The organism is Leptolyngbya sp. FACHB-60 (assembly GCF_014695775.1).
GTDB lineage: Bacteria > Cyanobacteriota > Cyanobacteriia > Phormidesmidales > Phormidesmidaceae > Nodosilinea.
In genome coordinates, this window is sequence record NZ_JACJOX010000036.1 from 13739 (window position 1) to 34399 (window position 20661).

18 protein-coding genes are annotated in these 20661 nt (G+C 55.9%); 11 read left to right on the forward strand and 7 right to left on the reverse strand.

Features of this window, described 5'->3' with window-relative positions; genetic code table 11:
• Window positions 1-25: 25 nt before the first annotated feature.
• Window positions 26-682 carry a DNA-3-methyladenine glycosylase 2 family protein gene (locus H6F57_RS14120; protein ID WP_190627076.1) on the forward strand — a complete coding sequence of 219 codons (657 nt, stop codon included), beginning with the start codon at window positions 26-28 and terminating at the stop codon, window positions 680-682.
• Here the strand turns inward: H6F57_RS14120 and H6F57_RS14125 are convergent.
• A complete protein-coding gene (locus tag H6F57_RS14125; protein ID WP_190627078.1) occupies window positions 668-1141 on the reverse strand; it encodes a Fur family transcriptional regulator in 474 nt (157 codons plus the stop codon). The two genes, H6F57_RS14120 and H6F57_RS14125, sit on opposite strands and share 15 nt — an antisense overlap.
• Before the next feature lie 364 nt (window positions 1142-1505).
• Between H6F57_RS14125 and H6F57_RS14130 the strand changes: the two genes are divergently transcribed.
• Window positions 1506-2042 carry a DNA starvation/stationary phase protection protein gene (locus tag H6F57_RS14130; RefSeq protein ID WP_190627080.1) on the forward strand — a complete coding sequence of 179 codons (537 nt, stop codon included), beginning with the start codon at window positions 1506-1508 and terminating at the stop codon, window positions 2040-2042.
• 211 nt (window positions 2043-2253) lie between these two features.
• Here the strand turns inward: H6F57_RS14130 and H6F57_RS14135 are convergent, their stop codons facing one another.
• Both H6F57_RS14135 and H6F57_RS14140 read right to left on the reverse strand, forming a co-directional pair.
• The gene (locus H6F57_RS14135) at window positions 2254-2838 is read right to left on the reverse strand and encodes a (2Fe-2S) ferredoxin domain-containing protein (protein ID WP_190627083.1); all 585 of its coding nucleotides are present in this window, start codon (window positions 2836-2838) and stop codon (window positions 2254-2256) included.
• Window positions 2835-3122, reverse strand: a complete 288-nt coding sequence (locus tag H6F57_RS14140; protein ID WP_190627085.1) for an Asr1405/Asl0597 family protein — start codon at window positions 3120-3122, stop codon at window positions 2835-2837. The genes H6F57_RS14135 and H6F57_RS14140 overlap by 4 nt, the downstream gene beginning before the upstream one ends.
• A gap of 1661 nt (window positions 3123-4783) precedes the next feature.
• On the opposite strand from H6F57_RS14140, the gene gltB reads away from it, so the two are divergent.
• The 8 genes from gltB (at window position 4784) to H6F57_RS14185 (ending at window position 14493) form a co-directional block, all read left to right on the forward strand.
• Window positions 4784-9424 carry a glutamate synthase large subunit gene (gltB, locus tag H6F57_RS14145; protein ID WP_190627087.1) on the forward strand — a complete coding sequence of 1547 codons (4641 nt, stop codon included), beginning with the start codon at window positions 4784-4786 and terminating at the stop codon, window positions 9422-9424.
• Window positions 9425-9659: 235 nt separating this feature from the next.
• Window positions 9660-11144, forward strand: a complete 1485-nt coding sequence (gene gltD, locus H6F57_RS14150; RefSeq protein WP_190627089.1) for a glutamate synthase small subunit — start codon at window positions 9660-9662, stop codon at window positions 11142-11144.
• 12 nt (window positions 11145-11156) lie between these two features.
• Entirely contained in the window at window positions 11157-11450 is a 294-nt protein-coding gene (locus tag H6F57_RS14155) for a BrnT family toxin (RefSeq protein WP_190627091.1), read from the forward strand.
• Window positions 11398-11694: a hypothetical protein gene (locus tag H6F57_RS14160; RefSeq protein WP_190627094.1), complete on the forward strand. Its 297-nt coding sequence runs from the start codon at window positions 11398-11400 to the stop codon at window positions 11692-11694. The genes H6F57_RS14155 and H6F57_RS14160 overlap by 53 nt, the downstream gene beginning before the upstream one ends.
• 94 nt (window positions 11695-11788) lie before the next feature.
• The gene (locus tag H6F57_RS14165) at window positions 11789-11995 is read left to right on the forward strand and encodes a type II toxin-antitoxin system HicB family antitoxin (protein WP_190627097.1); all 207 of its coding nucleotides are present in this window, start codon (window positions 11789-11791) and stop codon (window positions 11993-11995) included.
• 41 nt (window positions 11996-12036) lie between these two features.
• Window positions 12037-12738: an HNH endonuclease gene (locus tag H6F57_RS14170; protein ID WP_190627098.1), complete on the forward strand. Its 702-nt coding sequence runs from the start codon at window positions 12037-12039 to the stop codon at window positions 12736-12738.
• Between the two features lie 280 nt (window positions 12739-13018).
• Window positions 13019-13672, forward strand: a complete 654-nt coding sequence (rnc, locus tag H6F57_RS14180; protein WP_190627101.1) for a ribonuclease III — start codon at window positions 13019-13021, stop codon at window positions 13670-13672.
• Window positions 13669-14493 (forward strand): SDR family oxidoreductase, encoded by an 825-nt coding sequence (locus tag H6F57_RS14185; protein ID WP_190627103.1) that lies wholly within the window; start codon window positions 13669-13671, stop codon window positions 14491-14493. Before rnc ends, H6F57_RS14185 begins: the two co-directional genes overlap by 4 nt.
• Before the next feature lie 5 nt (window positions 14494-14498).
• Here the strand turns inward: H6F57_RS14185 and H6F57_RS14190 are convergent, their stop codons facing one another.
• The 3 genes from H6F57_RS14190 to H6F57_RS14200 form a co-directional block, all read right to left on the reverse strand.
• Window positions 14499-16202, reverse strand: coding sequence for a hypothetical protein (locus H6F57_RS14190; RefSeq protein ID WP_190627105.1), 1704 nt, complete (start codon window positions 16200-16202; stop codon window positions 14499-14501).
• Between the two features lie 145 nt (window positions 16203-16347).
• On the reverse strand, window positions 16348-17898 hold the full coding sequence (locus tag H6F57_RS14195) for a D-Ala-D-Ala carboxypeptidase family metallohydrolase (RefSeq protein WP_190627107.1): 1551 nt from the start codon (window positions 17896-17898) through the stop codon (window positions 16348-16350).
• Window positions 17899-17970: 72 nt separating this feature from the next.
• Complete coding sequence (locus tag H6F57_RS14200) at window positions 17971-18783, reverse strand: cation diffusion facilitator family transporter (protein ID WP_190627109.1); 813 nt, start codon at window positions 18781-18783, stop codon at window positions 17971-17973.
• Between the two features lie 331 nt (window positions 18784-19114).
• Between H6F57_RS14200 and H6F57_RS14205 the strand changes: the two genes are divergently transcribed.
• Entirely contained in the window at window positions 19115-19849 is a 735-nt protein-coding gene (locus tag H6F57_RS14205) for a histidine phosphatase family protein (RefSeq protein WP_190627111.1), read from the forward strand.
• Here the strand turns inward: H6F57_RS14205 and ubiG are convergent.
• On the reverse strand, window positions 19846-20613 hold the full coding sequence (ubiG, locus tag H6F57_RS14210) for a bifunctional 2-polyprenyl-6-hydroxyphenol methylase/3-demethylubiquinol 3-O-methyltransferase UbiG (protein ID WP_190627113.1): 768 nt from the start codon (window positions 20611-20613) through the stop codon (window positions 19846-19848). The two genes, H6F57_RS14205 and ubiG, sit on opposite strands and share 4 nt — an antisense overlap.
• Window positions 20614-20661 lie beyond the last annotated feature (48 nt).

The window sequence follows — 20661 nt, forward strand, 5'->3', positions numbered from 1 at the left end:
TTTGGATTTTGGATGATTTTTAGCCATGGCACCTAGCGATGCAGCAAAAAACCTCAATAGCGAGCTGTTGCCGCCCAGCCCTGAGCTGCGGCAGGCGGTGGCTGTCGTGTGCGATCGCGATCCTAGATTTCAGCGCATTGAGGCCGAAGCTGGCCCCCTCACTGTTCGCACCTGGGCTGCCGGGTTGCCATCGCTGGTGCGCATTATTATGGGACAGCAGCTGTCGTCTAGAGCTGCCCAGGCGATCTTTCAGCGGCTGATGGCAACGATAGAGCTGACTCCTGAAGCGATCGCCGCCACCCCAGACAGCACCCTCAAACAGGTGGGGCTAAGCCAGGCTAAAATTGCCACCTGTCAACGGCTTTCGGCCGCTATTTTATCGGGCCAGCTCAGCCTAGAAACCCTTGCCGCCTTGCCTGATGTAGAGGCGATCGAACACCTGACCCAGATCAAAGGCATCGGAGTCTGGACGGCAGAAGTTTACCTGCTGTTTTGCCTCCAGCGCTTAAGCAGTTTTCCGGCCTCAGACTTGGCCATTCAAATTAGCTACCAGCGGCTACACAATCTGGAGAGCCGCCCCACGCGCAAAGACCTGTTGGTTTCTACAGCGGCTCTCGATCCCTACCGGGGTGCGGTGGCCCACTTGCTGTGGCACTACTACCGACATTTAGCCCAGCAGTGACTGGCAGCTAGGGCAAATGCCATAGACCGTAAACTGGCAGTTCAGCAGCGAGAACCCGTGGGAGGCACTCTCACTGCTGCCCACCTGGGTCATTTTGGTGTCCTCAAACTCTTTCACATCGCCGCAGTGAACACAGACCAAATGGTGGTGCTGATTCATAAAGGGAGTGTTGAGCTCGTAATACTTTCTGCCCTCGGCTAGCTCTAGCTCTTGCAGCAACCCTAGCCTGACCATGACATGCAGCGCTCTATAGATGGTAGAAAAGCTGATTTTTTCACCCTGATCTAGCAACTGCTGATGAATTTCTTCAGCATTGAGGTGATGACCTAGAGCTGCTGACTGAAATAAGTCCAGTATTTTTTGCCGCTGGCTGGTGAACCGAAACCCTTCTTTATTAAGAACAGTTTTGAGTAGTTCGGGCTCTTGACTCAAGCTAGGCAGAGCTGGATCTTGTTCCATCGTCCTGTTATCACGATTGAAGAAAGCAGTTAGATTAGTCATATAAATCAGAGCATCGACATCTAACGAAGGGCATAACTAAAGCAGGGTTTTGGGGCGATCGCCCTGGGCTGATTAAATTAGTCAGTGTTATTGAAAGTGTCTTTCACCAAAGGGTTTGGGCCTATCGCCAATCAGTTTCGATACAAAGAATTAAACCTAATGAAAATCATTTTCGCTATTCCTATTAACAGCTAAATTTTGCACTTCTCTATACTTTTTTAGGCAAACAAAGTTATTAGCTAGATTCAAAAAAATAAGGTAGGCTCAATGAGCAACCCTGAAAGGCTAGGGCTGCTTTCACTGCTAAAAAAGGGGGATGCTTATGCCTATTACTGAGACTCTGCTGCAAACCTATGGCGAGGTGGCCAACAACCCGGTACTGCTGGAGAAGTCGGTTACAGAGCCGGTGGTGGATGGGCTGGCAACGCTCTATGCCAGCTTCACAGCCCTGTCCTTGCAGTACCAAAAGCACCATTTTGTTGTGGAAGGTTCTGAGTACTACATGCTCCACAACTATTTTGAGGAGAGCTACGAAGCGGCCCAGGCCCACGCCCACGAGGTGGGTGAGCGCCTGCACGGGCTGGGGGGCATTCCCCCTCTGAGCTTTGGCAAACTGGCAGAGCTGTGCTGCTTCGACATGGAAAACGACGACACCTACCGCTGCCGCGTCATGATCGACCACGATCTGAAGGCTGAGCAGGCGATGATCGAAATGATTCGTCGGCTGGCTGCCCAGGCTGAGAGTTTGGGCGATCGCGCTACCCGCTACCTCTACGAGCAAATTTTGCTGAAAACCGAGGAGCGGGCTTACCATCTAGAGCACTTCCTCACTCCAGACAGCCTCAAGCTAGGCTGGTAGTGGCTGAGAAAAGTCCTCTGCAAACCCTGCTGCTCATTCTCATTGATTGAGTGCAGGGTTATTTGGCTGTAGTTGTCCTCCAGCTGACAATCGCTCACGCTCACCACCTACGAATCGAGATAAACCTTCCAGATAATCCAGCTTGAAAGCACCACAAAGGTCACAATCACCAGCCAATGGTCCCACCGCTGGGGGTCAAATTCCTGAGCGGTCATCGTTTTGCATCCAGCTGCGCTAAAGCTTCGGCGGGGCTGACTCGGTGCAGCATTCGGCCATTGGGCATGCGCAGGTTTGGGCCTTGCTTGCAGGCTTTCATGCAGCCCGTTTCCTTAATGGCAACGTGGGCCAAGGCTGGATCGCTATCCACGGCCTCTTGCAGGGCGCTATGGACTTGACGAGCGCCCTGCTTGTAGCATTTGCCCTTGGTGCAGACCTCAATGCACATGCGTTTTTGCGAGGTCTGAGCCGGCTTTGAGGCAGGGACAAGGTCGCCCCACTGCTGTCGCAGCATCTCAGCCTCGCACTGGGGCAAAGGCAAAACATTGATGGCCCGCCAGCGATCATCTTCGGGATAGGCCCAGACCTGCACAAAATCACCCGGTGCTAGCTCTCGCACCAGCATGGGGCGCAGATATTTGGGCAGCTTAACGGTGAACTTGGCCTCACCCGCTTGCAGCAGCAGTCCCTTAATCTTGCCTTTGTCGGAACGATAGGCCCCGCTATACTGCCCTTTGAGTACTTGGCCAGTGGGCATTGCGGTCCCAGCCTCTAGGGTGGCGGACTCGTGGAGAGTCATGTCAGGCTCCTTTGCTGCCAGCAGCACTTGAGGTGGTCGGCGAGAACTAGCTTAGGCTGAGTGGCAGCCTGCACCACGCTCCAGACCAGCAGAGCATCGGCGGGTGTGTGGATGGCAACAGTGAGGGGGCGATCGCCACCACAGGCGCACACCATATGCAGCTCTTGTAGGCGGCGGTAGACATTCCAACGGGTAACGCGATCTAAATCAACCACGGTTTGAGCGGGGGCAGTATTTTGAAGGTCTTGCCCTGACCCTAAATAATCTGACTCTAAAACGTGCATATTAACTCGACTGAATCTCCATAGTGATGACCGCCAAGGGTCTGAACTTATTGAAATTAACTCTGAACTAAACGCTAAGGTGTAGGGCTAAGCCGAGGCTTAGAAGAGCTGAAGCCCTTTCCTATAAAGCATTAAGGCATTTTTCTAAGAATTACTGAACGCGATACCCTAGGGACATCGGTTGCTGTTGCTATTGACTATCGTTGTTACTAAGATACCCAAGTCCCGAGATTAATGCAACAGATTTTCAATAAGGCTGCTCTATTGGCAGTAAAGCCTGAGCACCAGCGACGGAATTCGGCCGATTGACTGAGCTTCATTAGCTTTAAGGGCAACGGACGGGAATGCTGGCAGCGATCGCCCACCTAATCTACCCGCACCGAGTCAGCTCAAGCCGTTCTAATGCAATGTCACGTTAGGGATTCTTGCTTGGAGAAGTTAGTACAGCTTGCTTCCACCATGGTGGATTTGAGGATGAGCCTAGCGATCGCCCCCAATGGCCCAGCTTCGCCGTTGCGATCGGCTTGCGGCTTTAGACACAGAAATCCCCGGCTCTTCTCTACTTAAAGAGAAAAGCCGGGGATGAGGACGGATGCAGCACTAGCAAAGGCAGACTTGCGTAGGCTGTTAGCGCTTCAAAGTGGGAATCGCAATAGCATTCATCTTTTGCTTCACTTGTCAGTGCCACCCATGCAAGCGCAGACGCCGTGAAAGGTACTCAGCTACCGATAGGCGAAGGCCAAAAAATTCAATACGACGCTGCCACATAAAAACTTTGTCAGACAGCTTAAACCGTTTGACATCTAGAGAGCTAACAGCCAACCTGGGCAATTCGCTGAGTTTGTAGCCTTTATCGATTAGCAAATCTGCAATATTGGCTTCTACTACCTGTATTTCCCGGGGGGAGAGATGCGATCGGGCGATCGCAACTTTTTCCTGTCATCGAATACTAAAAGCAGCAACATGATGCTGACATGGCTCTGCGATCAGACAATTACGGTCATTATTCACGGCAGTTATCTGGCCTACCAGCGCGATAATCAGATCACTCAAGCTACCCAACAAAATATGTAGGCGTATTTGATCGCCGAAGCTGCAAATCATTCAGCAGATCACACAATTTACAAGCCTTTTAACTTCTATATAAATCCCAGTGGGGCATCTACACTTCAAAGTGCTCGTCTCGAACTGATCTAGCTAGCCTATTCGAGTAGAATAAGGCTTGATTGTGCTTGGCTTTGTGGCTGAAGTTCATTACAGAAATATGCTTTAGAGGTTGCTTTAAGGGTTCTGCCTCTACAAAAAAAGCTGAGTTCCTCCTTAAATATTTCTTCTTAAGAGATATTCTAAGCTTGAACACACCCCTCTCAAGGGTGCAGGCAACCCAAGTTACGATAGATCCTTTGTAAACAGTCTCTCAACCTGACGGAAAATCCGTTTGTTGGCATCGCAGTATATCTTTTCTTGTAGATGTGCTTGATTTAGCAGAAATTCTTGCCGATAAAAAACACTGATCTTCGTGATATTTCGCAAACTTCTTAAGGCGTTGAGCTGATTATTTGCTTAAGGGACTAGTCAACGCCCCATGGCTCATCGCAGAATATCTAGGCACAGTCTATAGCTATGCCTGTTTGAGTTCCTTCCTGTTGCTCGATAAATCAATGACCCTATCTCAACCGCCCCAAGCTCAAGGTCTTTACCATCCGCAGTACGAACACGATGCCTGCGGCGTTGGCTTCATCGTCCACATGAAGGGCGCTCAGTCGCACAGCATCGTGCAGCAGGGGCTGACAATTTTGGTCAATCTGGCCCACCGGGGCGCGGTGGGGGCCGAGGCTAACACCGGTGACGGGGCGGGTATTTTGCTGCAAATGCCCCATAAATTTATGGCCAAGGTGGCGGCGGCAGAGGGCATTACCCTACCGGCACCGGGGCACTACGGTGTCGGCTTTTTCTTTTCGTCACCCACACCGGCAGACCGCGAACAAGGTCGTCGCGTCTTCGAGCAAATTGCCGCAGAAGAAGGGCAACAGGTGCTGGGCTGGCGCGATGTGCCTACCGACAACGCCTCTCTAGGAGAGACAGCCAAGGCTAGCGAGCCTTTCATGCAGCAGGTGTTTATTCAGCGATCGCCCGATCTCGCTGACGACCAAGCCTTTGAGCGAAAGCTGTACATCATTCGTAAGCGCACCCATTCGGCCATTCACCCCACCGGCATCGACCCTTACTGGTATGCCACCAGCCTGTCCTGCCGCACGGTGGTCTACAAGGGCATGCTGACGCCAGAGCAGGTGGGGTTGTACTTCCCCGACCTGGCCGATGAGGCAATGGAAAGCGCGCTGGCCCTGGTGCACTCGCGCTTTAGCACCAACACCTTCCCCAGCTGGGAGCGGGCGCACCCCTATCGCTATGTGGCCCACAACGGCGAAATCAACACCCTACGCGGCAACATCAACTGGATGTATGCCCGCCAGTCGATGTTTGAGGCTGAGCTATTTGGCGGCGATCTCGATCGCGCCAAGCCGCTGATCAACAAAGAAGGTAGCGATTCCGGCATTTTCGACAACACCCTGGAGCTGATGACGCTGGCTGGGCGATCGCTTCCCCACGCCATGATGATGATGGTGCCCGAACCCTGGACGGCCCATGAATCGATGAGCGCCGAGAAAAAAGCCTTTTACGAATACCACGCCTGCCTGATGGAGCCCTGGGATGGCCCGGCGGCGATCGCCTTCACCGATGGCACGATGATGGGTGCGGTGCTCGATCGCAATGGCCTGCGCCCTTCTCGCTACACGGTGACGAAGGATGACCTGGTGATTATGGCCTCGGAGGCCGGGGTGCTGCCTATCGAACCCGAGCGGGTCGCCTACAAGGGTCGCCTAGAGCCGGGCCGCATGTTCCTAGTGAATATGGAAGAGGGTCGCATTGTCTCCGATGAGGAGATCAAGCATCAAATTGCCGCCGAGCAGCCCTACCGGGAATGGCTCGATCAGCACCTGGTGAAACTGGCGGATCTGCCGGAGGCCACAGACCCCGCAGGGTTAAACGGCAATGGCACAAACCCCGTAGGGGCGCAGCATGCTGCGCCCCTACCCACTCCTGCGCCCCTATCGATCGCCCAAACCGCTTTTGGCTACACCTTCGAGGAGCTACGCCTGCTGCTCAAGCCCATGGCCGAAAGCGGTGTGGAAGCCGTCGGTGCCATGGGTACCGACACGCCGCTGCCCGTGCTGTCGAATAAGCCCCGGCTGTTATACGACTATTTTCACCAGCTGTTCGCCCAGGTGACTAACCCGCCCATCGACTCCATTCGCGAGGCAATCATCACCTCCGCAGACACCACCATCGGCAGCGAGCGCAATCTGCTGAAGCCCGAGCCTGAGAGCTGTCGGCTGATCAACCTCAAAACGCCGATCATCACCAATGCGGAACTGGCTAAGCTGAAGAATGCTGGCAGTAACGGGTTCTCTTCGGTGACGCTGCCGAGCGTATTCACAGCGGCTGAAGGTGAAGCAGGGCTAGAAGCGGCACTGAACGGAATCTTTGCGGCGGCGGATGAGGCGATCGCCAATGGCACCAGTCTAATCATTTTGAGCGATCGCACCCTTGACGCTGACCACGCCCCCATCCCCGCGCTGCTGGCCGTCGCAGGCCTGCACCATCACCTAATTCGCAACGGCAGCCGCACCCGCGTCGGTCTGGTGCTGGAGTCGGGCGAACCGCGCGAAGTCCACCACTTCGCCACTCTGATTGGTTATGGCTGCGGCGCGATCAACCCCTACCTGGTGTTTGACACCATCGAGGGCATGATCAACGATCAGCTGCTGCCGCCGATGGAGTTCGACAAAGCTTGCCAAAACTTTATCAAGGCCGTCACCAAGGGGGTGATCAAAATCGCCTCTAAAATTGGCATCTCCACCATTCAGAGCTATCGCGGCGCGCAGATCTTCGAAGCCCTGGGCCTCAACCACACCGTCGTTGACCAGTACTTCACCTGGACGGCCTCCCGCATTCAGGGTATCGGGCTAGACGTATTAGCTGAAGAAGCCCTCAAGCGGCACCGCCACGCCTTCCCCGATCGCCCTGCCGAGCACATTACCCTGGATGCGGGCGGCGACTACCAGTGGCGCAAAGAGGGAGAAGCGCACCTGTTTAGCCCCGAAATCATTCACTCACTGCAAAAAGCGGTGAGAACAGGCGATTACGAGGCCTATAAGCGCTATGCCGCCTTGGTGAACGAGCAAGAGAAGCAGCTCTTTCGCCTGCGCGACCTGCTCCAGTTCAAGCAGCGCGAGCCGATTCCCCTCGATGAGGTGGAGCCGGTGGAGGCGATCACCCGGCGGTTTAAGACCGGGGCGATGAGCTACGGGTCGATTTCTAAGGAGGCCCACGAGGCGCTGGCGATCGCCATGAACCGCCTAGGCGGCAAATCTAACACCGGCGAAGGCGGCGAAGACCCCGATCGCTACACCTGGACGAACGAGAAGGGCGACTCCAAAAACAGCGCCATCAAGCAGGTAGCCTCTGGCCGCTTCGGCGTCACCAGCCTCTACCTGTCTCAAGCCCAAGAGATCCAAATCAAAATGGCCCAGGGTGCTAAGCCTGGCGAAGGCGGGCAATTACCGGGCCGCAAGGTTTACCCCTGGATTGCCAAGGTGCGCCACTCCACGCCGGGCGTGGGGCTGATTTCGCCACCGCCCCACCACGACATCTACTCCATTGAAGATCTGGCCGAGCTGATCCACGACCTTAAGAACGCCAACCGCGATGCCCGCGTCAACGTCAAACTGGTGTCCGAAGTTGGGGTTGGCACCATCGCCGCTGGGGTAGCTAAGGCCCACGCCGATGTCATTCTAATTGCCGGGTTCGACGGCGGCACCGGGGCCTCTCCCCAAACTTCCATCAAGCACGCCGGTCTGCCCTGGGAATTGGGCCTCGCCGAAACTCACCAAACCCTGGTGATGAACAACCTGCGCAGCCGGGTGGTAGTCGAAACCGACGGCCAAATGAAAACCGGGCGCGATGTCATCGTCGCCGCCCTGCTTGGGGCTGAAGAGTTTGGCTTTGCCACCGCCCCCCTGATCTCCCTGGGCTGCATCATGATGCGGGTCTGCCACCTGAACACCTGCCCCGTGGGTGTCGCCACCCAAGATCCTGAGCTGCGCAAGCACTTCATGGGCGACCCCGACCACGTGGTCAACTTCATGCGGTTCATCGCCCAGGATATGCGCGAAATCATGGCCCAGCTGGGCTTCCGCACCCTGGATGAGATGGTAGGCCGCACCGATGTGCTGGAGCCAAAGGCCGCGATCGCCCACTGGAAAGCCAAGGGCCTCGACCTCTCCCCCATCCTGCACCAGCCGGAGGTTGGCCCCGAAGTCGGGCGCTACTGCCAGATGGCCCAGGACCACGGCCTGGAGAAATCGCTGGATATGACCACGTTGCTGGAGCTGTGCGAACCTGCGATCGCGCGGGGCGAAAAGGTCAGCGCCACCCTGCCAATTCAAAACGTCAACCGCGTCGTCGGCACCATTCTCGGCAACGAGATCACCAAACGCCACTGGGAGGGATTGCCGGAAGACACCGTTCACCTCCACTTCCAGGGCAGTGCTGGGCAAAGTTTCGGGGCCTTTGTGCCCAAGGGCGTCACTCTAGAGTTGGAAGGCGAAGCCAACGACTACTTAGGCAAAGGCCTCAGCGGCGGCAAGCTGATTGTCTATCCGCCCAAGCAGTCGACCTTTGTGCCCGCTGAAAACATCATCACCGGCAACGTCGCTTTCTATGGCGCTACCAGTGGCGAAGCCTACATTCGGGGGCTAGCAGGTGAGCGCTTCTGCGTGCGCAACTCGGGCGTGACCGCAATAGTGGAAGGGGTTGGCGACCACGCCTGCGAATATATGACCGGTGGCAAGGCGATCGTGCTGGGATTAACTGGGCGCAACTTTGCGGCAGGCATGAGCGGCGGTGTCGCCTACGTGCTTGACGAAGCGGGCGATTTTGCCACCCGCTGCAACACCGAGATGGTGGATCTGGAGCAGCTCACCGATCCCGAAGAAATTCGCGACCTGCAAGAGCTGATTCAGCGTCATGTCGATTACACCCAGAGCAAGCGGGGGCTGAAGCTGCTCGAAGACTGGGATAACGCAGTCTCCAAATTTGTGAAGGTGATGCCCCGCGACTACAAGCGCGTACTGCAACACATTCAAAAAGCTCTGGCCGATGGGCTAACCGGCGACGATGCCCTAACGGCAGCGTTTGAAGAAAACGCTCGCGACGTCGCGCGGATTGGGGGGAGTTAACTACCCTACAACCACAACCTACTAAAGCGTAGGTTGGGTGGAACAGAGTGGAAACCAACGCAAACCCTGGCAATGTTGGGTTCCACTGACGCTTCACCCAACCTACGCAATCCGTAGAGAGGCAAAGGTCGATAGACCATGCCCAATCACTCCAAAGAAACTTTTTGGTAGGCATGTATAAGCTTTGCCTATCCTATCTGTCTCCCCCATCAACACTCTTTTCAGGACAACCACCATGGGAAAACCGACTGGCTTTATGGAATACCTGCGGGAAGTGGCGCAAGAAGTCGCCCCCGCCGATCGCATTCGCAACTGGGACGAGTTCCACCTTCACATGCCGGAGGAAAACCTCCGCACCCAGGGGGCGCGCTGTATGGATTGCGGCACCCCCTTTTGCCACACGGGCATGACCATCAGCGGCATGGCCAGCGGTTGCCCCGTCAACAACCTGATTCCTGAATGGAACGACCTGGTCTATCGCGGTCTGTGGGAAGAAGCTCTGGAGCGGCTGCACAAGACTAACAACTTCCCCGAGTTTACCGGGCGCGTCTGCCCCGCCCCCTGCGAGGGTTCCTGCGTGCTGGGCATCACCAGCCCCCCCGTGACAATTAAGAATATTGAGTATTCCATTGCCGAAAAGGGTTGGGAATCGGGTTGGATTACCCCCACGCCACCGCAGCAGCGCACGGGCAAAAAAGTCGCGGTGATTGGCTCTGGCCCCGCTGGGCTGGCCGCTGCCGCCCAGCTCAACTCGGCGGGCCACTGGGTCACCGTGTACGAGCGGGCCGATCGCCCCGGCGGCCTGCTCATGTATGGCATCCCCAACATGAAGCTCGATAAGCAGCAGGTGGTGCAGCGCCGGCTAGATGTGCTCGAAGCTGAGGGCGTTACCTTTGTCTGCAACACCGAAGTCGGCAAAGACATTTCTGCGGAAAACTTGCTGAAGGAGTTCGACTCGGTGGTGCTCTGCACCGGTTCCACTAAGCCCCGTGACCTGCCCATCGAAGGGCGTGACCTGAAGGGTATTCACTTTGCGATGGAATTCCTTACCGCCAATACGCGATCGCTGCTGGATGGCTACCCTGGCAACGACTACATCTCGGCGTCGGGCAAAGATGTGGTGATTATCGGCGGCGGCGACACGGGCACCGACTGCGTGGGCACCTCCATTCGCCACGGGTGCAACAACGTCACCCAGGTGGAAATCATGCCCCAGCCACCTGAAACCCGCTCTGCCGCCAACCCCTGGCCCGAGTGGCCTAAGGTCTACAAGATGGACTACGGCCAAGAAGAAGCCGCCGCTATGTTTGGCGACGACCCCCGAGCCTACCTGACTACCGCCACCAAGTTTGAGGGCGATGAGCAGGGCAACGTTAAGGCTGTCCATACGGTGCAGATTCAGTGGGGCAAAGACGAGAATGGGCGGTTTGTGCCTCAGAACGTGCCCGGCACCGAGAAGGTCGTCCCCGCCCATCTGGTGCTGTTGGCGATGGGCTTCCTTGGCCCCGAGCAGCCGTTGATTGATGCGTTGGGCTTAGAAAAAGATGGCCGCAGCAATGTGAAGGCTGAGCATGAGCAGTACACCACTTCAATTCCAGGCGTGTTTGCGGCTGGGGATTGTCGCCGGGGCCAAAGCTTAGTGGTTTGGGCGATCAATGAAGGGCGTGGGGCGGCGCGGGAGTGCGATCGCTACCTGATGGGCACCACCGAGCTGCCCTAACCTGAGCCGCCTATGCAGTTTGAGTGGGATGACCGAAAGAATGAGACCAACATCGGTAAGCATGGCTTCGACTTCGCAGACGCGTATCGAATCTTTGACTTGCCGTTGTTGATTGATTTAGATGAGCGCGATGATTATGGTGAAGACCGATGGTTGGGCATTGGCTTGCTGGATGGCCGCGTTATCGTGATCATATTCACAGAGCCAGAAGCAAATACCATTCGCGTCATTTCTTTAAGAAAGGCACTCTCGCATGAACGAAAGCGCTATGAACAATACATCCAAGACCGATTGGGCCAGAATTGACGCAATGACCGACGAGGATATCGACACTTCTGATATTCCGCCGCTTGATGAGGCTTTCTTTGCAAAAGCAAAGCTACGAATGCCTCATCAATCATCGGCTTCTATAGTCACTGTGCCCATTGATGCCGAAACCTTGAACTGGTTTCAGTCTCAAGGGGAAGGCGCAGAGCAACATATGGCAGCAGCTCTCAGAATCTATGCCGAATCTCAAAAGCAAGCTGCTCTACTGCATAGACCAACCTAAGCACAGCCGAAACCGATTGAAATTCGCTGTTGAGGCTAACCTAGCCAGAGGATGTTTTCTTTAAAGGAGTAATGCAGTAAGGGAATGAGAGATAATGAGCACCCTTTGTTATGAAATGGTAATTGTCTGGTCAGAGGAAGATGATTGCTTTCTGGTGCATCTGCCCGACTTTCCCAAACAGACCTATCGTACCCACGGCAACAGTTATGAAGAAGCGGCCCGAAGTGGTCAGGAGGTTTTACAGCTTTTGCTAGAGGAAGACGGGTTGCCCCTGCCCGAACCTAAACCTTATGCTGCTTAATAGTTGATGGTGAATACTGCCCATCCTGCTAGCACTAAATTATGACAAAATCTCGTGTGACAAAAGAATTGAAAGGATTTCTTTTAAGAAAGATAAAGAATCATCCATTCAAAGAAGCTTCTACGGAAGATCTGATTTCTGAGGTCGAAAAAATCAACATTAAAGAACTAGACAAAACAGATTGGAAGTCTTGGTCGGATACCGTAAAACATGCTCTTATAAGCTTGAGAGATAGTGAAAATGCTATAGGCAGCTTCGCTCAGAATGTATCCAAGCCAACAAGGAAAGAGAAGGAAAGAATATCTAACTGGATTAACCAGAATAGGCCAAATCAAAGCAAGAAACAGCAAATTTGGTATTTAGTAGAAGATTACATTGCCTTCCCAGGCGAAATAGAATCAAAAGATTACTATGAAGGAGCCGTTCGCAAAGTATTTGTGAATGCTTATGAAAGAGATCCTGAGGCTAGGAAGAAATGTATTGATTATCATGGGTTGAGCTGTAAGGTTTGTAACTTCAACTTTGGAGAAGAGTTTGGAGATTTGGGTAGAGATTTCATCAATGTTCATCATTTAAAACCTTTGTCAGAGGTGGGTGGGGAATATCAGGTTGATCCAATTAGAGATCTGTTGCCTGTTTGTCCTAATTGTCATGCGATGTTTCATCGCAAGGAGCCTGCGCTTAGCATTGAGGAAGTTAAAGCCGCAAGGATGAGCACTGATTTATTGACAGAAGATCAATGAGTCGCCGTGAAATCGCTCTCCTCAGCTATTAGACGTTGTAGCCCTAACGGTTGACCTGCCTCAGTACAATCTTTGGAGAGGGCAGGTTGGCATAGTAGCCGAGACCTTAGCCAATGGGTCAGCCTTTGAAGTCGAATTCAGCGATCGCGAAGGACGCACTTACAAATCTTTAGGGTTACGGCTGAACCAGATTATGGTCTTACATTTTGAACCTGCACCACCTAACACTAAAGCTGAAATAGCTACAGAACTCGGTTTTCTGCATCAGCACGATCGCACAATGTCTCTGCCCAGTTTTCAAAATCCAGCCTTGCTTCGGCAAGCGCTCACCCACAGCAGCTACGCCAACGAACACCCCAGCGAAGGCCCCGATTACGATCGCCTAGAGTTTTTGGGCGACGGCATTCTTGAAGTTGTGGTGCGCGATTTAATCTTTGCCCGCTATCCCCACCTGGCCGTAGGGGAAATGTCGCAGCGGTGCGATCGCCTCGTTGATGAGCCTTCCCTAGCAGAGATAGCAGTGCAGTTGGGCATTCCCAACCAAATGCGTCTAGGGGCTGGAGCCCAGCACGAGCGCCACAATCCTAGCGTTCAAGCTGACATGTTTGAAGCGGTGATCGGCGCTTACCGCTTAGATGCTGGCATTGCCGCCGCCTATAGCTACGTTGAGGCGATCGTTGGCCCCCTAATCGATCGCGCCCTAGACCTTCAGGCCGCCGACCCCGTGACCAAGCTGCAAGAGTATGTGCAGGCCCACATGGGTGGAGCATTGCCAAGCTATCTAGAAAAAGAGCGCCTTGGCCCAGACCACGCCAAAGTATTTACCCTAGAAGTTTGGGCTGGCGGCACAAACTATGGCATTGGTCAAGGCCGCAGCATCAAAGAAGCGCGTAAAAACGCCGCGATCGCAGCACTGAGGATTTTAAAGCCATGAATGCAGCAATTTTGGGCTGTGGATATGTGGGCAAAGCAGTAGCCCAGCTTTGGAGCAGCCAAGGCGTCAAGGTCACCGCCACCACCACCAGCCCCGAGCGCATTGAAGAGTTACGCTCCGTAGCGGCGGATGTGCAGGTGGTGAATGGGTCAGATGCAGACGGCATTGCCGCTCTCTTACAAGACCAAGACACGCTGCTCATCTGCGTAGGGGCCGGTCGCCAAGCCAGCTACGAAGAAATTTACCTAAATACCGCCAAAACCGTTGTGGGCGCCCTCGATCAAGCTCCCAGCCTGAAGCAAATTATCTTCACCAGCAGCTATTCCGTATATGGCAACTACGATGGGGCCTGGGTGAGCGAAGATGACCCAGTCAAACCCGCCACCGACAACGCCCGCACGATGGCAGAGACCGAGCAAACACTGCTGGGGGCAACTACACCTGAGCGCAACGTCTGCATCTTCCGCCTCGGCGGCATCTACGGCCCAGGGCGCGAGCTGGCTAAGATCTACAGCCGCGCCGCTGGCACCACCCGCCCTGGCTCCGGCCACGAAGGCAGCAACTGGATTCATTTAAATGACATTGTGGGGGCGATCGCCTTTGCCCAATCCCAATCTCTCAGCGGCCTCTACAATCTGGTGCAAGACGAAATTCTCACCGTGCGCGAGCTGATCGATCGCGTCTGCCAGGCCAACCAACTAGAACCTGTGCAGTGGGATCCATCCCAACCCAGTGCTCGGCCCTACAACGTGCGGGTGTCGAACCAAAAGCTCAAGGCGGCAGGTTACACCTTTCGCCACAGCACCTTTGAAGGCATATAGGAACGTTAATTCTGCCCCACAAACTCAATGCTGGCTAGATGCATCTTGCCCTGGGGAACCTGGTCAAACACCAGCTCTACACTTGTCAACGCTGCCAGATCTACACCTGAAAACTGCCCCAGGGAAATGCGCAGGGCGCTGGGATAGAGGGGTGCCGTGTTGCCGTGGGTAGGGTCAGCCTCAAACTGCCTTAAAGCAGGCACCGTCGAGAGAATTTCGACCCGCGCCGCCCCTCCTTGACTATCGCGCAGCACCACCGCAAACACCGGCTGCCCCTGGGGTATTGACCAGGATGGATCAGAAGCGAGACGCAGTTCAAGACTGGCAAAGCCGCCAACGTTGACGCCCTCCAACGGCACTTGCAGCGACTCTGTAGCGGTCTCCCACCCCAGGGCAAGCAGGGTCGGAAAGTGAGGGTAGGGCCGCGAGGGCTGCTGGCAATCGGTTAGCGACTCGCAGAACGTCGCCTTTAGACCAGCAGTGAGAACTGCTGCTGGCGCATTCTCGGCCTCAAACACGGTGTAGCGCTGGGCATTGGGAGCCACGAGAGCGGTAAGTACCGGCTGTTCAAACAGCTCCGCTGGGGCCACTCGGTTGGGAGCCATGCCCACCTCAGCGAGGTTGGCCTGCCCAGGAGCAGCCCAGACGGTGCCCAAAAACGCCTGGGTATATTGGGCCAGAAAACCTTCTTGGGCCACCCGCGACAGGCGATCGCGCGATCGCTGAGGGTTGCACAACGGCCCATTGTTGGGTCTGCGGTAATAGTCATCTTCCGCCACGGCAGCGTTGAAATAGTTGTGGTTGGCCCCCGCCAGCAGAATTCCTACCATCGGCGTTGTGCGGGGCTGCTGGCGAGCGATGTCGACATAGTAGAGGCTGCTGAAGTCAAAAATGTCGCGATCGCACCCTCCAGCGATCACCGCCGTCGGCACATCCGGCAGCTGGTAGGCGTCGGGGCGCTGGGCGATGGGGTAGCTACGAGTAGGGCTGATCAGCACTAGAGCCGACGGGCGAAGGCTAGAGGCGATTTTGTCCTCGCTACCAAACCGCTGCAAGGTGCTAAGAGCCGCCGCGCCGCCGCCCATAGAGTGACCTACCATCGCCAGACGAGCTAGGTCAACTCGCCCCGTTAAAGGCACCCCAAAATCAGAGGTATCTCCGTGGTGAGCCATAGCTAGGCGGGTGAGGTGGGCGTCAATAATTTGGCCGCTGCGCTGATCAGCAAAGTCGTTGCGGGTGTCGGCGGTGGCCCCATAGGTTTCGCTAAAGGCCGCATTTAGATTAGGAATCAGCACACCGTAGCCAGCTTCAGCCAGGGCCTGGGCCAAGTAGGCAAAGCCCAGATCAAAGCGAGGTTCAGGGTCACAGGGCCACTGGCTAGTGGTCTCGGGCTGAAAGTGGCACCCGGCATGGCGACCGTGGAGCACCACAACCCAGGGAATAGGGGAATTGCCAGGGGGAAGGGCGATCGCCCCCGTGAGCGCCAGCGGCATGGTGTCAATGTTCGTCCCACTCTGGGCCAGACTAGCCATACCCAAATCGTAGGATTTCACCAGAGGAAAATCTGCCAAATCGGGGGTGATGGCAGTCGCCGGCGGGGGCAAAAGCGCCAGGCCCGCTACCGGCATTCCCCCCAAGCTCAGCGCCAGCGTAAGGATTACCAGAGCTAGAAACTTTCTGCCATCTCTGATTGATCTAAGTAGGGGCACAGCATGCTGTGCCCCTACAAACCTTGGGTTGTAAATCGCAGATAATGCGCGGCGATTTAAAAAAGGATACCGGCATCGCAAAACACCTCTGCGGTGAGGCTTCCCCCACCGCAGAGCCATCAAGACTCGCCGAACAGGCCCCAGCCTAGTAGCCGTAGCTCCAGCGGGCTCGGTAGCCCCGCACATCGATATGGGTAAACACCGACGAGCTAGCCAATCCACCCCGGTTGCCCCACCAGCCGTTGAGCCGCGCATACACATCCGAGCACCGCACGCCGGGCACCACAAAGTCCACCGCATCGCCCGATAGGTGACGCGACATTGAGGCTCCGCCTACCGCCGCGTTGGTAGCAGGGTCGCGATACCAGGAATTGATTTTCAGCGGCTTATCGCCGTACATTTTGCGAATTTCTTCCATGGCGTCGGCCACTTTCAAAATGTTGTAGATCACGCCAGCGTTGGCGGGGCGACGGTAGGCCCCGGTAGAGCGGTTGACGTGCAGGGCTTCGCCCCAGGTAAAATTGCCCCGCACACCGTAGCGGTTTTTGGGCTGAATCGGGTCGTTGGAGTAATAAGTGCCCTTAAACCCAGGGAAGCTCAACGGCACGCCCCGATCGGCTGGATTGCTGGGCTGCCCTGGCCCTTGGTCACCGGGACGGTTGCCAATTTCAGTACCTGAAATTTGAATATCGGGCACGTAAGCGTACCAAGAGGTGCGGTTTTGAGGGCCGAGAAAAGCACCTTGCAGGGCCACCCGCACATGGTTGCTCTCGGGCTGAGCATAGGAATTTAGCAAAAAGACCGTGCCCTTTTTCACCAGCACCTTATCGGCGTCAGTGAGCTGACTAGCTTGCACTGGCCGAGCCTTAAAGATGGTGTCACCTGTCACCTCTAGTGTCTGACGATTGCCGTCTACCTTGGTGTCGAGGCTGTAGACATACCATTTGGTGTTGACTGCGGCACCCGCGATCGCATCGGCCAGTTCAACCTCGTAATGGTCGCCCGCCGCTGGCTTAAAGGCCAGCAGACTTAGCTGCGTGCCGTTTTTGACAAACACCTTTTGCGACTCGCTCAGCTGCGACGAAATTTTAGGCTCGGTTTTGAAAAGAGTGTCGCTGATCACCCGGAGCCGTACGCCAGTCAGCACATCAATATCTGGGGTGTAGACATACCAGGTGCGATTGGTTTTATCACCTAGAGTCGGTTCGAGCAGCTGCACCTGCCAGTGGTTTTTGCCCACGTCGATATAGTGCTGAATGTTAAAGGTCGTCCCGTTGGTGACCAGCACCTTTTCGGCATCGGTGAGATCATTGGCCAGCTTGGGCTGGAGCTTAAAATAGGTCGTGCTTTTGACCCGCAGCGCGAGGCTCTTGGCGGGCTCAGGGGCAGGTTCGCCGCCCGAGCCAGGTTCTGCGGGTAAGGTGTCACCGCCCGTCGGGAGTGGAGTTTCGCCTGCGGGCGGTAGGGTTTGCCCTTCCGTAGACCCAGCCTTCTCTGGTTCTAGCCCGCCGGTTCCTACCGACACCGTCATGGCTAGGGGCGAATCCGATCGCAAAAACCAGTCCCGCATGCCCTCCACATTCAGCACCCGCTCGTTGGGGTTGGCGGCAGAGGGGCGCTTCTGAATGCGGGAGATCCACTTGTTTCCCTGCATCAGGTAAAAAGCTTCATCGGTTTCCTTAACCCAGGTACCCATGGTTTGACTCCCGTAGACACAGTGCAGTGCTGGCCCATGCAGAAATGGCCACCTAGCTATGAATATTAGAATCTAAAAGCCGTTGTGGCGCAGTTTTGTCGCTAATACGCCAGGTTTGTTACCCAAAGCAGTTGCTGACGGTGCGCCAGGGGGGGATGCCCCAAAAATGTGGGCGCTCAAGTCGGTGCGCCCAGCCTCTAAGAACCCAAGAGACGATAGGTCTGGGGTAGCGTTGCCCCTCAGGTGGCCCCAGCTCTGGTAGATCAGCGGCAGGGCGCTGCTGCCAATTAGCAGGGCGATCGCCAGACTCAAGGCCCCATCCACCCAAAACCAGTGAAACAGCGCCATACACAGCGCCCCCACAATCACCCCCACCGAGCTCACCAGATCGGCCACCACATGCAAAAACGCCCCGCGCCGGTTCAGCGACTCATCGCCCTGGCCGTGCAGCAGCCAAACCCCAAACCCGTTAATGCCCAGACCCACCAGAGCGGTTCCCAGCATTGGCCCGCTGACCAGGGCCACAGGTGGCGCACTCAGGTGCTGCCAGGCCTCTAGAGAAATCAACCCCGCCATGGCTAGCAGCCCCAGGCCATTGACTAGAGCCGCGATCGCCTCCAGGCGCGGCTGCTCCGGTCGAGGCCGAGCCAGCGTCAGCCGAGTGAGCCAGCTGGCCGACAGTGCCAGGGCGATCGCCCCTGCATCGGTCAACATGTGCCCCGCATCTGACTGAAGCGCTAAGCTGTGGCTCTGGCTGCCCACCAGCCATTCCACCACCGCAAACCCCAGCACCACGCTGAGAAACAGGCCCAACCGCTGGCGATCGACGGCATCAAGATTACAGCGGCAGGCAACCGGTGATGTGGAACGAACCGAACAAATCATAGGTAAACCGCAAGGCCAGAAGTTTTGTTAGATTTTGGCATGCCACCAGCATTCTGACGGCATTAGTAGACACTTTCCCGCTTCCCTATCTCCTCTACCCACATCCAAGGCTTGACTTTGGGATCCACTACCAAGAACAGATCGCATCTTCCGCCGATCGCGCCCGCAGCAGATGCGATCGCACTTGATTGAACCCTGCCCTAAGACAGCAAGCCGCCCAGAGAAAATAGTAGAAGAGTGCAGAAGATTCTTCTCTCGACCTCTAGGCGGCAAAGGTACCCTTAGACGACCTAGACTTAGGTGGGCATAGCTTTACCGTTGAATCTAGCCGATGGCCGTTCTCAAACTGCTGCTTGTGCGTCACGGCCAGTCGGTGGGCAACACCGAGAGCCGCATGGAAGGATGCAGCTCTACCGGGCTAACCCCTCTAGGCGTGGAGCAGTCGCAACGGTTGGGCCAACATTTGGCAACTACCAATTGGCACCCTACCCACCTCTATTGCAGCCCCTTGGCACGCTCTACCGCCACTCTGGCAGAAATAGTCAAGGGATTACGGGAAGAGGCCCTTCAAGAGGTTAACGGGCCAAATTCAGCTCCGCACGCTGCGATCGCAAACACGCCCAAGGCTGTGACCCTGCTGGACGACCTCAAAGAATATGACGCTGGAATTTTTACTGGCCTGACCTGGGCCGAAGCCCGCGATCGCCACCCCGACCTCTGCCACCAGCTCGAAACCAACCTCGACTGGCAGCCCATTCCCCAGGCCGAAACCCTAGAGCAGGGCCACGCTAGAGCCCTGCGGGTAGTGGATGGGCTGATCGATCGTCATTGCAACGGCGATCGCGTTCTCGTCATTGGCCACCACTGGATTTTGCAGCATGTGATCGCTGGCCTGATGTGCTGCGATCGCGCTTGGGGTTTGCCCATGGCCAACACCGCCCTGTTTGAATTTTGGCTTGATCGCGATCGTTGGCCCCAAACTGGCCCCAACCGTCTCAATAGCGAACTGTGGCGCATCAAACAATTCAACGCCACTCCCCACCTACACCATCCGCACGAACGTTAACCCCACTCACCCACCTGCTCGGCACCCCCCTTTACCGCCGTGCCGATATACATCACTCGCATATCCCCATCGAAGCGCGCCTCAAACTTGCCCGTCGTCTGATACAGCCGATAGGCCGCCACCACTTCCCTCACCGTGCTGCCAAACAGATTGAAGCCATCCATCCTCACCGCCCCAAAGCCCGCCTGGGCCAACATGGTGCGCAGCTCATCGGGGGTGATGAACTTCTCCCAGTCGTGAATACCCACCGGAATCTGGCGCAGGATGTTCTCTAGTAGCCAGATCATGACTAAGCGCGATCGGGCCGTGCGGTTGATCGTGTCAAAGCAAAACAACCCGCCAGGTCTCAGCACCCGGCTGATTTCCTGCACCGACTTCAGGGGGTCGGTCACGTGCTCTAACACATCCACACAGACCACCACATCAAAGGCAGCGGCCTCAAAGGGCAACGCTTCTGCCACGCCCCAGCGGTAGGTAATCGGCCAGCCCCCTGCTTCGGCATGGGCCTGGGCTGCCGCAATACAGCGGGCCGACTGGTCTAGCCCCCACACCTGTGCCTGCTGGTGAGCCAAAAACTCGCAGGTAAAGCCCCCGCCACAGCCTACATCCAGCACCCTCAGCCCTTTCCAGTGGGGTATGACCCGATCAAAATATTTGAACCTGAGCGGGTTCAAGCGATTGAGCGGCGCAATGGTGGCGGTTTCATCCCACCAGTGGGCAGCCTGCTGATCGTAAAAAGCAAGGTTGTTGCGCTGTCGTCCCAAAATTCTTTCCTAAAACTCCACTACCGGTATACAAAAACCGCGCTCACT

Excerpts from the sequence above, each read along its gene's own strand:
- gltB (WP_190627087.1), top strand. The coding sequence starts at position 4,784 with ATGACCCTATCTCAACCGCCCCAAGCTCAAGGTCTTTACCATCCGCAG.
- H6F57_RS14170 (WP_190627098.1), top strand. The coding sequence starts at position 12,037 with ATGACAAAATCTCGTGTGACAAAAGAATTGAAAGGATTTCTTTTAAGA.
- H6F57_RS14120 (WP_190627076.1), top strand. The coding sequence starts at position 26 with ATGGCACCTAGCGATGCAGCAAAAAACCTCAATAGCGAGCTGTTGCCG.
- H6F57_RS14185 (WP_190627103.1), top strand. The coding sequence starts at position 13,669 with ATGAATGCAGCAATTTTGGGCTGTGGATATGTGGGCAAAGCAGTAGCC.
- H6F57_RS14135 (WP_190627083.1), bottom strand. The coding sequence starts at position 2,838 with ATGACTCTCCACGAGTCCGCCACCCTAGAGGCTGGGACCGCAATGCCC.
- H6F57_RS14200 (WP_190627109.1), bottom strand. The coding sequence starts at position 18,783 with ATGATTTGTTCGGTTCGTTCCACATCACCGGTTGCCTGCCGCTGTAAT.
- H6F57_RS14140 (WP_190627085.1), bottom strand. The coding sequence starts at position 3,122 with ATGCACGTTTTAGAGTCAGATTATTTAGGGTCAGGGCAAGACCTTCAA.
- H6F57_RS14155 (WP_190627091.1), top strand. The coding sequence starts at position 11,157 with ATGCAGTTTGAGTGGGATGACCGAAAGAATGAGACCAACATCGGTAAG.
- H6F57_RS14130 (WP_190627080.1), top strand. The coding sequence starts at position 1,506 with ATGCCTATTACTGAGACTCTGCTGCAAACCTATGGCGAGGTGGCCAAC.
- H6F57_RS14165 (WP_190627097.1), top strand. The coding sequence starts at position 11,789 with ATGAGCACCCTTTGTTATGAAATGGTAATTGTCTGGTCAGAGGAAGAT.
- H6F57_RS14160 (WP_190627094.1), top strand. The coding sequence starts at position 11,398 with ATGAACGAAAGCGCTATGAACAATACATCCAAGACCGATTGGGCCAGA.
- H6F57_RS14125 (WP_190627078.1), bottom strand. The coding sequence starts at position 1,141 with ATGGAACAAGATCCAGCTCTGCCTAGCTTGAGTCAAGAGCCCGAACTA.
- H6F57_RS14205 (WP_190627111.1), top strand. The coding sequence starts at position 19,115 with ATGGCCGTTCTCAAACTGCTGCTTGTGCGTCACGGCCAGTCGGTGGGC.
- gltD (WP_190627089.1), top strand. The coding sequence starts at position 9,660 with ATGGGAAAACCGACTGGCTTTATGGAATACCTGCGGGAAGTGGCGCAA.
- rnc (WP_190627101.1), top strand. The coding sequence starts at position 13,019 with ATGTCTCTGCCCAGTTTTCAAAATCCAGCCTTGCTTCGGCAAGCGCTC.
- H6F57_RS14195 (WP_190627107.1), bottom strand. The coding sequence starts at position 17,898 with ATGGGTACCTGGGTTAAGGAAACCGATGAAGCTTTTTACCTGATGCAG.